Origin of the sequence: Rahnella sp. CG8 (assembly GCF_023701875.1) — a bacterium.
GTDB classification, from domain to species: Bacteria; Pseudomonadota; Gammaproteobacteria; order Enterobacterales; family Enterobacteriaceae; genus Rahnella; species Rahnella aceris.
Window position 1 is genome coordinate 1 of the sequence record NZ_JABAED010000054.1, and the last position, 12,578, is coordinate 12,578.

General features: G+C 53.3%; 10 protein-coding genes and 2 pseudogenes. 6 read left to right on the top strand and 6 right to left on the bottom strand.

Annotated elements, in window-relative coordinates; translation table 11 throughout:
- Positions 1–97 precede the first annotated feature (97 nt).
- Together HGO41_RS25215 and HGO41_RS25220 are read right to left on the bottom strand one after the other, a co-directional pair.
- The gene (locus HGO41_RS25215) at positions 98–580 is read right to left on the bottom strand and encodes an Hcp family type VI secretion system effector (RefSeq protein WP_168444328.1); all 483 of its coding nucleotides are present in this window, start codon (positions 578–580) and stop codon (positions 98–100) included.
- 181 nt (positions 581–761) lie between these two features.
- Positions 762–1,685, bottom strand: a complete 924-nt coding sequence (locus HGO41_RS25220) for a ketopantoate reductase family protein (RefSeq protein WP_250981619.1) — start codon at positions 1,683–1,685, stop codon at positions 762–764.
- Positions 1,686–1,841: 156 nt separating this feature from the next.
- On the opposite strand from HGO41_RS25220, the pseudogene HGO41_RS25225 reads away from it, so the two are divergent.
- Positions 1,842–2,612 (top strand): annotated as a pseudogene (locus HGO41_RS25225) (Fic family protein); the annotation flags it as partial.
- Between the two features lie 55 nt (positions 2,613–2,667).
- Here the strand turns inward: HGO41_RS25225 and HGO41_RS25230 are convergent.
- The 4 genes from HGO41_RS25230 to rhaS (HGO41_RS25245) all read right to left on the bottom strand — a co-directional run bounded on the left by HGO41_RS25230 (position 2,668) and on the right by rhaS (HGO41_RS25245) (position 7,272).
- Positions 2,668–3,630 carry an ABC transporter permease gene (locus tag HGO41_RS25230; protein ID WP_099049221.1) on the bottom strand — a complete coding sequence of 321 codons (963 nt, stop codon included), beginning with the start codon at positions 3,628–3,630 and terminating at the stop codon, positions 2,668–2,670.
- 56 nt (positions 3,631–3,686) lie between these two features.
- A complete protein-coding gene (locus tag HGO41_RS25235; RefSeq protein ID WP_013578027.1) occupies positions 3,687–4,700 on the bottom strand; it encodes an ABC transporter permease in 1,014 nt (337 codons plus the stop codon).
- Positions 4,697–6,211: a sugar ABC transporter ATP-binding protein gene (locus tag HGO41_RS25240; protein ID WP_134705309.1), complete on the bottom strand. Its 1,515-nt coding sequence runs from the start codon at positions 6,209–6,211 to the stop codon at positions 4,697–4,699. The genes HGO41_RS25235 and HGO41_RS25240 overlap by 4 nt, the downstream gene beginning before the upstream one ends.
- A 68-nt stretch (positions 6,212–6,279) precedes the next feature.
- Positions 6,280–7,272, bottom strand: coding sequence for a rhamnose ABC transporter substrate-binding protein (gene rhaS / locus HGO41_RS25245; RefSeq protein WP_112197654.1), 993 nt, complete (start codon positions 7,270–7,272; stop codon positions 6,280–6,282).
- Positions 7,273–7,673: 401 nt separating this feature from the next.
- Between rhaS (HGO41_RS25245) and rhaS (HGO41_RS25250) the strand changes: the two genes are divergently transcribed.
- The 5 genes and pseudogenes from rhaS (HGO41_RS25250) to HGO41_RS25270 form a co-directional block, all read left to right on the top strand.
- A complete protein-coding gene (gene rhaS / locus HGO41_RS25250; RefSeq protein WP_013578030.1) occupies positions 7,674–8,498 on the top strand; it encodes an HTH-type transcriptional activator RhaS in 825 nt (274 codons plus the stop codon).
- 195 nt (positions 8,499–8,693) lie between these two features.
- Positions 8,694–10,133 carry an aldehyde dehydrogenase gene (gene aldA / locus HGO41_RS25255; RefSeq protein WP_037032738.1) on the top strand — a complete coding sequence of 480 codons (1,440 nt, stop codon included), beginning with the start codon at positions 8,694–8,696 and terminating at the stop codon, positions 10,131–10,133.
- A 71-nt stretch (positions 10,134–10,204) separates the two neighbouring features.
- Entirely contained in the window at positions 10,205–10,786 is a 582-nt protein-coding gene (locus HGO41_RS25260; protein WP_013578032.1) for a LutC/YkgG family protein, read from the top strand.
- Positions 10,787–10,927: 141 nt separating this feature from the next.
- Positions 10,928–12,004 carry a coiled-coil domain-containing protein gene (locus HGO41_RS25265; RefSeq protein WP_013578033.1) on the top strand — a complete coding sequence of 359 codons (1,077 nt, stop codon included), beginning with the start codon at positions 10,928–10,930 and terminating at the stop codon, positions 12,002–12,004.
- Between the two features lie 201 nt (positions 12,005–12,205).
- A pseudogene (locus HGO41_RS25270) lies at positions 12,206–12,478 on the top strand (contractile injection system protein, VgrG/Pvc8 family); the annotation flags it as partial.
- Positions 12,479–12,578: the final 100 nt, after the last annotated feature.

Genomic DNA, 12,578 nt, shown 5'->3' on the forward strand with positions numbered 1-12,578 from the left:
AAGGGTCCATGATGAGCATGAACCCTTTTTACACGAGCCACCGGATCGGTCAACTGATCCTTAAACGATCGGCATTAGGCTTTAGCCCCTTTTTTAATCATGCGGTTTGGCGATCATTCCACGAGTCAGCAAAGATAATGTTCCCATCATTATGCTTCCAGGTGATTTTCTCGTAACGCAACTCAACAGTTTCCATATGATTTTCATTCGGATTGCTGGCTGCGGCCATTGCTGGTGTAATCGAAACGATACGCACCTTTTCCAACAGCATGTTGAAATACTCCACTTCCTGACCAGCATCATTTATCCGATACCATTTGATTTCAGCTGAAGCAAGGCATTGACCCGTTGCCACTGCCTTGTAGATGTATGGGCTGGACGAATCGAACTCTTTAACCACAAGCAATGGTGAGTGCATACGTGTACCCGTCATTTTGCCCGTAGCGTTATCAGTGGGAATCATTAAGTTGTGGTGAAAACCTCGAACCTCGATACTGTATTCCCGATGTTTGACATCCACACCGCCTTTAATCAGTGCACCGCCGTCGTCTTTAAGCCATAAATATGCCGGGATTGCCATTTCCGAAAATTCCTTTTTAAAAGTGAGGCTTCAAATTATTCCTTTGTTCAGCCAGGCACAATTAGCGACTGTTGTAATAGACTGATTTTCAGATGTTTATTATTCATGGCGGGTTATCATTGGGATGAATGTTGAATGCGCCCGTTCAGCATTTTAATTTGCATAAACAGGCGCAAAAACTTTACTGTTTTACGCCGTTCTTCTGATAAACACACAAATGCGTATACGCCGCCTGTAACAGCGGAATAGTAATCCCCACACGCGTAGCACGTTCTACCAGATCACCAATAATCTGCTCTGCTTCGATGGGGTAACCCTGCATCATATCGCGGTACATGGAGGAGGTTTGCGGCGAGCTTTTATCGGTTACCGATTCCCTGACTTTTGCCACGGCAGCGGCGCGTTCCGCGTAGCCAAAGGCTTTCATGGTGGTCAGCGCCTCGGTGACAATGGCCTGTGCGAACTCTGTGCCGCCTGGCGCAGACGCCACTTGGCCGATATTGCCGCGCATGGTGCAGGTGATGGCGCCGAAGCTTGAAAGCAGCAGCCATTTCTCCCACAAATCACTGATAATGGTTTCAGAAAGCACCGCCTCGATATCCGCACTCTGGAATGCCTGATCGACTTTCAGGATGCGTTCAGTTTTTTCGCCGGAGAGTTCACCGTAAATAATCTGATGCAATGGCGTCATCTGGTGAATATGTCCGTCAGTATCCAGCGTCGCGTTGATTTTACATAAGCCGCCGATCAGGGCGTGTTCACCGAAACGCAGACTCAGCGTCTCCATATGTTTCATCCCGTTAAGTACCGGCATCACCATGGTGTTTTCACCGACAACCGGCGCGATATCTTTCATTGCCGCTTCCAGCCCGAAACTTTTTACAGTCAGTAAAATCAGATCATAAGGCCCGGTCAGCTGCGATGCCTGTAAGACATTGGGCTGGAAATGGAAATCACCGTGCGGACTGTGAATCGTCAGCCCGTTTTGCTCAACCACAAGCGCGCGTTTTTCACGTAAAAGAAACGTCACATCCTGCCCGGCCTGCGCCAGCCGCGCACCAAAATATCCGCCGGTCGCGCCAGCTCCCACCACTAAAATTCTCATGCGTTATCCTTTTTTATCAAGACATTCAGAAACCCTGTGTTTGTTTAAACTACGGGAGGAGGGCGGCAGGGATCAAGAGCCATGATGAATGAGGGATTTTTGAAGATTTTGCCGCGTGATACTATGCCCCATCACTATTTCAACAAGGAGCACTGAATGGCAGGTTATCAGCCTCCGTACAGTATCACACCGCAGATCCTCAACCGGGTTGTGGACGTCGGGGAATTGCTGGGGCGTTGGGCTGCGCATGCTGAACAGTCATCTGTGCTGCTGCGAAAAGAAAACCGTATCCGCACGATTCAGGCTTCACTCGCTATCGAACACAACAGCCTGTCGACACCGCAGGTGACCGCCATTATGGAAGGCAAACGCGTGCTGGCGCCGCAAAAAGATATTCAGGAAGTGCGTAACGCCATTCTGACGTACGAACAGTTACCGGCATTGAAAAGTCATCGTCTTGAGGATGTTCTGAAAGCTCACCAGACGCTGATGCTCGGACTGGTGGATGCGCCCGGCCACCTGCGCAGCGGCAATGTGGGTGTGTATCGTGACAATCGGCTGATTCATATGGCACCACCGGCCGGGCAACTCCCGCGTCTGATATCAGATTTGCTGAACTGGCTGAAGGAAACGGATATCCACCCGCTCATCGCCAGTTCGATTTTCCATTATGAGTTTGAATTTATTCACCCGTTTGCCGACGGTAACGGCAGGATGGGGCGCTTATGGCAGACGCTGATCCTCAGCCAGTGGCGTTCAGAGTTCGCCTGGCTGCCGGTAGAAACGCTGATCCATAATCAGCAGCAGGATTACTACCGCATTCTTGGCGAATGCGATCGTGCCAGTGACTGCACGGCATTTATCAGTTTTATGCTCGATAAACTGGCGGAAGCATTACGTGAAGGCATTGAAACGCAATCCTCACACTGAACGTCAATGACTCATTCGACACCCCCCGCCCGAAGACGGGGGAGTTACACCGCTATTTCCCCCGCGCCAGAACCTTGCGGTACAGCACCGGCAGTGAAATCACCACGATCAACATCGCACCGACAATCACCGACATCACGATGCCCGGCACATTCAGCAGACTGAGGCCGAAAGTCAGCAGCCCCATCAGAAACGCGGCAATAATTACGCCGGTCATGCTGCCGGAACCACCGAGCACGCTGACACCGCCGAGCACGGCCATGGTAATCACGCTCAGTTCCCAGCCGAGAGCCAGTGTTGGCCGCGTACTGCCGAGGCGCGAGGTCAGCAAAACGGCCGCCAGTCCGGACATCACGCCGACCAGCACGAACAGCGTCAGATTATGGCGTTTCACGTTAATCCCGGAGTACCACGCAGCGACCGGATTGTTGCCGATGGCATAGGTGCGGCGTCCAAAGTTAGTTTTGTGCAGCAGGAAATAAAACACCGCGCCCAGCACCAGGAACAGCGCAAATTCAAACGACAAGGGCCCCCAGACATAGCCCTGACCAAACCACGCGAAACTGGCGGGATATTTATTCAGCGACTGATCGCCGAGCAGCACGTAGGTGATGCCACGGAACAAGCTCATGGTGCCGATGGTAATCACGATAGACGACAAATTCAGCCGGGTGACCAGCAGGCCGTTAATCAGCCCGCACAACAGGCCGACGCTCAATCCGACACCCACCAGCGCCGGTGTTGGCAAACCGGCCTGCGCGCAGAATCCCATAATGGTGGAACTCAGCGCCATGGTTGAAGCGACCGACAAATCGATTTCCCGGGCGATAATCAGCATCGCCATCGGCAGCACAATGATGGCTTTTTCGGTGAAGTTAAACGTCGCGTCCGACAGGTTCCATATATTGAGGAAATACGGCGAGGCGAACGCATTCACCACAAATACCAGCAGCGTCACCAGCAGTAAAAATCCTTCCCAGCACATCAGGCGGCGGAAAAACGGCGTGACAGCCATGGTGGTGTTTTCTCCGGCAGCGGAATGCGGCGTGTTGCGCGACGTTAAGGTCTTGTTCATGATCTTACCCCGGTTTCAGTTCGCACAGGCTGGACGGCGGGAGAGTGGCGCAGAATCAGCCGTCCTTTACGTTTGTTGGCGCGTTCGTTGAGGATGACGGCAATCACAATCACGCCGCCAGAAATCGCCATCTGCCAGAACGGCGACACTTCAATCACCGGCAGGGCATTGTTGATGACGCCGAGGAACAGCGCGCCCAGCAGGCAACCGACCACCGAGCCGATGCCGCCCATGGTGCTGATCCCGCCAATGACGCAGGCTGCAACAATTTGTAATTCAAAGCCGTTGGCGACGTCCACGTAAGCCACGGCGAAGCGTGAGATCCACAGATAGCCGCAGAAACCCGCCAGCGCGCCGGAAAGGCAGAAGCTGACGAACTGCATTTTGCCTGCGTTGATGCCGGTGTAATACGCCGCCGTGGCGTTGCCGCCAGCCGTGTAAAGTGCGCGTCCGGTCCGGCTGTAACGCAGGAAATACGCCACCAGAATCAGCGCGGCAATCGCACACCAGCCAAGCAGCGGCAGACCAATAAAGGTGGCGCGTGGCAGACTGAGGAATTCCGGGCTCATCTGATGGGCATTGATCCAGCCGCCGTTTGAGAGCAGGAAGATAATGCCGCGATAAATGCTCATGGTGCCGAGCGTCACCACAATCGGCGGAATACCGACTTTCCATACCAGGAGACCATTAATCGCGCCCATCACCAGCCCGAGTACAGTGGCCAGTAATACCAGTGACCACACCGGAATATCCGGATGATGGAAGTTAATCAGCGCGACGATCATGCCGGTCAGCGCCAGATTGGCGGCCATCGACAAATCGATACCTTTGGTCAGCAAAACCATCATCTGCCCGAGCGCCAGGATGATCAGAATCGAGGTATCGTTAAACATCTCCAGCAGGTTTCCGGCACCGATAAACTCCGGCGAGCGCACGCCGACGCCCAGCACCATCAGCACTATCACCACCGCCAGCAGCAGCTCGCGGTATTTCAGCAGGTTTCTGATCATGCTGCCTCCTCGCCCGCGCCGCTGGCGGCACTGACAATCATTTCTGCGCTGGCTTCACCGGCGTTGAATTCGGCGACCATCAGTCCTTCATGCATCACAATGATGCGATCGGCCATGCCCATGACTTCCGGTAATTCGGAAGACACCATAATCACTGCCAGCCCGCGCCCGACCAGTTCAGACATAAACTGATGCACTGCCGCTTTCGAGCCGATATCAATGCCTTTGGTCGGTTCATCGAGAATGATGATGTCCGGTTTGGTCGCCAGCCATTTGGCGATCACCACTTTCTGCTGATTTCCGCCCGACAGCGTGCCGACGGCCTGTTTCCAGCTTGACGCTTTCACCTGCAACCGTCTGGCGTAATCATCGGCCAGCGCCCACTCTTTTTTGTCGTTGAGCACGCCGCGCGGATTAAGCTGGCTGAGCTGCGGCAGGCTGATGTTCTGGCTGATGGGCAAATCAATAATCGCGCCTTGTTTCTGGCGCTCTTCCGGCACATACACAATCCCCGCGCGGATGGCCTGAGAAGGGCGGGAAAAATGGTGTTCTTTGCCGTTGATCAGAATTTTGCCGCCGTTCGGTTGCGTGACGCCAAATAACGCCTGCATCAGTTCGGTTCTTCCCGCACCGACCAGCCCGTAAAAACCGAGGATTTCGCCTTTGCGCAGTGAGAAGTTAATGCCTGCGAATTCGGTCGGATGGCTGAGGTTTTGCACTTCCAGTACCGTGTCGCCCGGTTTGCAGTTCACTTTCGGGTAAGCCTGACTGACTTCACGTCCTACCATCATGGTCACCATCTGCTGTTCGCTGATGTCGCTGATTTTGCCGGAGCCGACATAGCTGCCGTCGCGCAAAACGGTGTAGTAATCGGAAATGGAGAAGATCTCGTCGAATTTGTGCGAGATAAACAGAATCGCTTTACCCTCCTGTTTCAGGCGTTCGACAATCTGATAAAACTCAACGATTTCATGCTGAGACAGGGCGGCGGTGGGTTCGTCGAGAATGACCACCTGCGCATCAAACGACAGCGCACGGGCGATGGCCACCATATGGCGCTGCGCGATGCTTAACTCTTTCAGAATGGCATGCGGATCAATGTTTACTTCCAGACGCGTCAGAATATCGCGTGCCTGCTGATGCATCGCCGGCCAGTTCAGACGTTTAAAAATGCCGCGGTAAAGATAGTGACCGACGAAGATATTCTCGGTCACGGAAAGCTCGTCAAACAGCACGGTTTCCTGATGAATGGCGGTGATGCCGATTTTGTGTGCGGATTCCGGATTCGGCAGTTTTATCGGAATGGCTTTATAGTGCAACTCGCCTTCTTCCGGCTGATAAATGCCGGTCATGACTTTCACCAGCGTCGATTTCCCCGCGCCGTTTTCGCCAATCAGGGCGGTTACTTTTCCCGGATACAAATCCACATGAACGTTATTTAACGCCCTGACACCCGGAAAGACTTTGCTGATGCCCTTCAATGACAACAACGGTGTCGCTGAATCACTCATGGAGTTTCCCCTGTCTGGCTAAGTACAACAAAACGGCTGAACGGTAACCCGGTCAGCCGCATTCAGGATCAGAAGATTTTAGAGAATTTATCGATGTTGCTGGCGTCGTAGACAAACGGTTCAGCCATTGCGCCGCTGCCGTCTGCATCGAGTTTCACTTTGCCTAAACGGCCCATGCTGGCTTCGGTTTTAGTGGCGGTGCCTTTCACCAAATCATCAGCCAGATAAGTGGCGGCGTAACCCAGATCAATCGGGTTCCAGATAGCAAAACTTTTGGTTGCGCCCGATTTTATTGCGCCCGCCATTTCAGACGGCAGCCCCAGTCCCGTTACATACACCTTGCCGATTTTGCCCTGATCTTTCACTGCCTGTGCGGCCGCCACGATACCCACGGAAGAAGGGGAAATAATCACTTTCAGGTCCGGATAGGATTTCAGCAGGCCAATGGTTTCGCGGTAGCTTTTATCTGACAGATCATCGCCATAAGCGACCGTCACCAGATTCACCGAAGGGTATTTCGGCAGCACTTTTTTCATTTCCGCAATCCACAGATTCTGGTTGGTGGAGGTTGGCGTGGCGCTCAGGATGGCTACATCGCCTTTTTCTACGTTCAGGGCTTTCAGCGCATCGGCGGCCAGTTTGACGTTGGTTTCGCCAATCAGCGCGTTGTTAGACGGATTAAGGTGGATCTGGCGGCCCTCTTTGGCGACACCGGAATCCCACGACACGACTTTAATGCCGCGTTGCATGGCTTTTTTCAGCACCGGCACCAGCGCATCCGGGTCATTGGCGGAGACAGCAATGGCATCGACGCCCTGGGCGATCAGGCCATTGAGCACTTCTATTTGCGCCTCGGCGGTAGTGGTGGTCGGGCCGGTATAAATCACTTTCACATCGCCCAGTTCTTTAGCTGCCTGCTGTGCGCCAACGTTTGCTGCTTCAAAAAAACCATTACCCAACGATTTTGCTACCAGGGCGATCTTCACTTCTGCCGATGCCGCGCCTGCCAGCAGGATGCTGCTCGCCATCAGGGTAAGGCTCAGTACGTGTTTTAATTTCATTTTTTGTACTCCGCATAAGTCCGCATAAAGTTTAACGACCAAAAAGTTGCCGACGCGCCAGGCGCATGATCACGACTCTAGGAGGTTGCTGACAGCCTCACCTTTTCGCGAGTGCCAGTTCAGTGCGAACTATGGCAAAGACGCAAAGGTTTGAGCGAACAACCTCACAATTTGATAACAATCTTATTTCAGGCAGGCTAAACGGTCAGAAAAACACACATTACCGGTTTCAGAAGACCGCACTGAAATAAGGCATAAAGCTACGCAGTACGCCGGATTGCACCGGATTTCATCAGGCGGGAAATGTTTTGTTCAAAAGCGGCTGGCGGATCACAGTTTCAGCCCGATGGCTGCCCCGGCGACGACTAAGATATTACGATAGTGTTAATAAGGAGTCGGAAATGACCGTGTTACGCAGTAGTGAGTATTTCCCCTCAGGAGATTTCCCGGTCGCCATTGAACCCCGTTATCCGCAGGAAACTTTTCCTGAACATCATCATCAGGATTTCAATGAAATTGTCCTGGTCGAGCAAGGTACCGGCACGCACGTTTTTAATGACCAGCCGCTGATCCTCAGCGCGGGGAGCGTCTGTTTTGTGCGTCACAGCGACCATCATCTTTATGAAGATACCGAAAACCTGCATCTGACCAACGTGCTGTATCGCAGCCCGAACGCGTTTCGTTTCCTTAATGGCGTCGGTGATTTATTGCCGCAGGAAGTGGACGGGGTGTATCCGGCGCACTGGCGCATCAGCCCGACTCAGATTGTGCAGGCCAAAACGCTGATTAATTTGCTGGCGCGACAACCCGCCACGCAATCGCCGGAATCTCAGGCTCAGCAGGAATTATATTTTATGCAGCTCTTATTATTGCTGCGCAAAGGCAGCCGTGATGTCGGATATCGCGGGCAGGGCGGTGACCTGAACAATGTGCTGGACTGGATGAATGAGCATTATGATGAGGAAATCGACTGGCCGGCACTGGCCGCGCAGTTCTCAATGTCGCTGCGTACCTTGCATCGTCAGATGAAACAACAAACCGGCTGCACACCGCTCAATTACCTCAATCGCCTGCGTCTGCTCAATGCGCGCAACATGCTGCGTTTCAGCGACAGCCCGATCACCGAGATTGCCCACAACTGTGGTTTCTGCGACAGCAATTACTTCTCCACATTGTTTAAACGTGAATTTGGCTATGCACCCAGAAGTGTTCGTCAGTATCAGTAAGCGGAACCCTGTATTTTGCAAAATTGTTATGTCGGGCCGTCCGACCATGACATTTTTGCCATTTCTTAAAATTAAGTGGCAATCACGGAAAGGTAAAAACCAGACGGATAGAACAGGCTGTTAAAACTTCACAAAAAAGAACTTTTTTATTAACAACTCGTTCATCAACTCTATCCGTATTTTGGAGACCCTTACATGAGCACAGTTCAGAAACGTATGTACATCAACGGCGAGTTCGTTGAAAACACCGGCGGTAAGTGGATCGACGTTGTGAACCCGGCGACAGAACAGGTGATTTCGCAGATCCCTGAAGGCTCAGCAGAAGACGCCAGAAAAGCCATTGATGCAGCAGAAGCGGCGCAGCCGGGCTGGGAAGCGTTACCTGCGGTAGAGCGCGGCGTGTGGCTGCATAAAATCGCCGACGGTATTCGTGAGCGCGAGGCTGAACTGACGGAAACCATTATCGCGGAAGGCGGCAAAACCTACGGCCTGGCGCAAACCGAAGTACTGTTCACCGCCGACTACCTTGATTACATGGCGGAATGGGCACGCCGTTACGAAGGCGAAATCATTCAGAGTGACCGGCCAAATGAAAACATCTTTGTGTTCCGCAAAGCCATCGGCGTGACCACCGGTATTCTGCCGTGGAACTTCCCGTTCTTCCTGATCGCCCGTAAAGCCGCCCCGGCGCTGATCACCGGCAATACCATCGTCATCAAACCGAGTGAAATCACGCCAAACAATGCGGTGATTTTCGCGGAAATTATTCACAAAATCGGCCTGCCAAAAGGTGTGCTGAATATTGTCACCGGCTACGGCCCGACCGTCGGGCAGGAACTGGCGGCGAATCCTAAAGTCGGCATGGTCAGTCTGACCGGGAGCGTGGCTGCAGGTATCGCCACCATGACTGCGGCGGCACAGAACGTCACTAAAGTCTCACTGGAACTGGGCGGTAAAGCACCAGCCATCGTGATGAATGACGCCGATTTGGATCTGGCGGTGAAAGCCATCGTGAGCTCGCGCGTCATCAATACCGGGCAGGTGTGTAACTGCGCGGAGCGTGTTTACGTGCAGGAAGGCGTATACGACGAATTCATTTCGCGCATCAGCGAAGCGATGAAAAAAGTGACGTTCGGCAATACCGCCGAGCAAAAAGAGCTGGATATGGGACCGTTGATCAGCGCGGCGGCATTGCAGCGTGTGGAAGATAAAGTGGCGAAAGCCGTGTCACAGGGCGCAAAAGTGCTGCTGGGCGGCAAACGTCATGGCGACAAAGGTTTCTTCTATCAGCCGACGGTGCTGGTGGATGTGAAGCAGGACATGCCGATCATGCATGAAGAAGTGTTTGGTCCGGTGCTGCCGGTCGCCACGTTCAAAACGCTGGATGAGGCGATTGCCATGGCAAACGACAGCGAATATGGCCTGACGTCATCGATTTACACCAGCAATATAAATACGGCGATGAAAGCGCTGAAACAACTGAAATTCGGCGAGACCTACATCAACCGTGAAAACTTCGAAGCCATGCAGGGCTTCCATGCGGGCTGGCGTAAGTCGGGCGTCGGTGGTGCCGACGGTAAACATGGCTTGCAGGAATATCTGCAAACGCATGTTGCGTACCTGCAGTTCCATTAATTAACACACTGTGGCCGGAGCAGGGGAACCTGACTCCGGTTTTGCTGACTTTCACCTGACAAGGAAACCCCATGAGCCGCAACGATTTCCTGACCGGCATTCGTCAGCATAAATTCATGCAAACGCTGTTCCCGCCACCGGCTGAAAAATCCCATCCGCAGCAAGAATTTGGCCGTGCGCTGACCCTGATGGGCGGTATCTGGGATGACCGGTTCCTGCGGGCACCGCAAAATGGCTACACCACGCTGAATGCCTATCTGCGCGGGTTATATCCGGCAGACTCGCTGTTTTGCTCCGCCACGCCGGAGATTATCGCAGAGAGGAGTCTCGACGCCCGTACTCAGGCGGCATCGCTGAAAGATGTTGATGTCGGCGTGGTCCGTGCCTGTTTTGGTGTCGCAGAAACCGGCGCAGTCTTTCTCAGTGATCCGCAACTTTGTGTGAACACCCTCAGCGCGATGGCTAAAAACCTGGTCGTGCTGCTCGACGTTAACCACATCATCGAACATCTGCATCTCGCCCACCGTCAGCCGCAGCCTTTTAATGCCCGTTACGCGATTATGGTCACCGGCCCGGCGGCGATCGCTGACAGCGAAAGTGCGCTGATGCTGGGTGCCAAAGGCGTCCAAAGCCTGCGGGTGATCGCGCTTTAAGTCCGAAAACCCACGGATCCTGCTGTACTCATCCCGCTTAAAATAACTCCTGTAAATAAAATAAATCCTATCTGATACAATCAGTAAACGGGTGCACAACGGGCGTGCCCTGACTTTTTACGGCAAGTGAGTGCGGCAACCATGAGCGTGATACAGAGCCTTATCAAACAAGCATTTGGAACCGGTAACAGCAACGAAGCAGCCACTTTCCTGGCCAGTGCGTGCAACCGGATGAAAGCCATGGATAAAACAACCATCGCCCGCGAAGTGGAAAGCGCGCTCAGAGGCATCAGTTTCAGCCGCGCCGAGACAGATAAGGCAAAAGTAAAAACTGTTTATAAAGACACCGCCGTCACGCTCGAAAAGCTCGCCTCACTGGAAAAACAGGTGTGCAGCCTGAAGAATGAACTGGCCGTTGCGCGTAACCAAACAGGCAAAGGCAATACAGAAGACGCTGAGCGGATGAAAGGGGAGTTGTTGCGTCTTAACACCCGCATCAGCGAACTGCTTCGACAATCTGACATACAGAAAAAGCAGCACGCCGATGAACTGGCATTGTTGCGTTCGCGCCAGCGTGCAGACGGCCATTCAAACTCCGCAGAACTCGATGCCGCCAACAGCCTGATTGCGTATACCGGCAGTCAGATGACCGCGATGGCGGCGGCGCGTGATGCGCTGCAACAGCGTTTAACCCGGCTGGAAACCGAGTCGGAACGCCGGGTGCGTGAGGAAGAAGATAAACGCCATGCCGCCAACCGCCGTGCTGACGGGAATTACGCCCTGCTCGGACAGCAGAAAGAACTGACGGCTGAGGCGAACCGTAAAATCACGCAGCTTCGTGCCAGCCTGAAACTCGAAGAGTATGAAGGGCAGAACGCGAAGACCGAAAAGGCAAAACTGAAGAAGCAGATGGCCGAGCTGGAAGATGAAAACAGCCGCCTGGCCGAACGCTTGTGTGATAACGAAGAAGACTGCGAACGGCTCAGTAATGCGCTGGAAAGAACAAATCAGGAATTTGCTGCCTACAAAAAGCAAAAAGAACGCCTGACCCGCTGGATCCACATACCCGGCGCCATGATGGGGATTTCCGTCGTTGCGCTGGTATTGTACTCAGATGCCCAACCCGGACATCTGTTTGACAGTCTCGCCCCCGCTGTATTTCTGGGCAGCGTCGTCTATGCCCTTTCCCTGATGATTGCGTTTACCCGCAGGGCGTAACCGGGGGGCGGGTCTAAAGAGCCTCTGTTGTGGTCAGATAACAGAAGGGCTTCACTAGCTTTTGTCTGGTACCTCTTATTATTAACACTTCCCGAATTCCCAATTCTGAGTAAACTCTATTCCCACAATTTCACCATGTGAATACAGTTTCCTCACACCCCGAAAAGCAGGATGCTTTTCACATGTCAGCCAGGGACCGGAATGAACACACTTTCCCGCTATTCTCTCGATATCTGGAACAGCCCGTACCATCTGGACGTGCTGAGCTTTCGCGGCGAGGAACATCTCAGCGAGACTTTTTCCTACACCGTTGACGTCACCTGCCCCGAACCGGATATCGGTGCCGCGCAGATGCTGCGCCAGTTCACCTGCTTTACCCTGGGCACGCCTTTCCAGCCTGAACGCGTCGTGTACGGCGTTATCCGTGACTTTCAGCGCCTGTCCACCTCCGCCGACGAAACCCTGTACCGGATCCGGACTGGGAACGCTACACCTCACTTGATGCGGCAACGGACAGCCTTTTAACGAAATAACAGGGACAATCACCAATGGATGACGATTTCGAAAAGGCGCT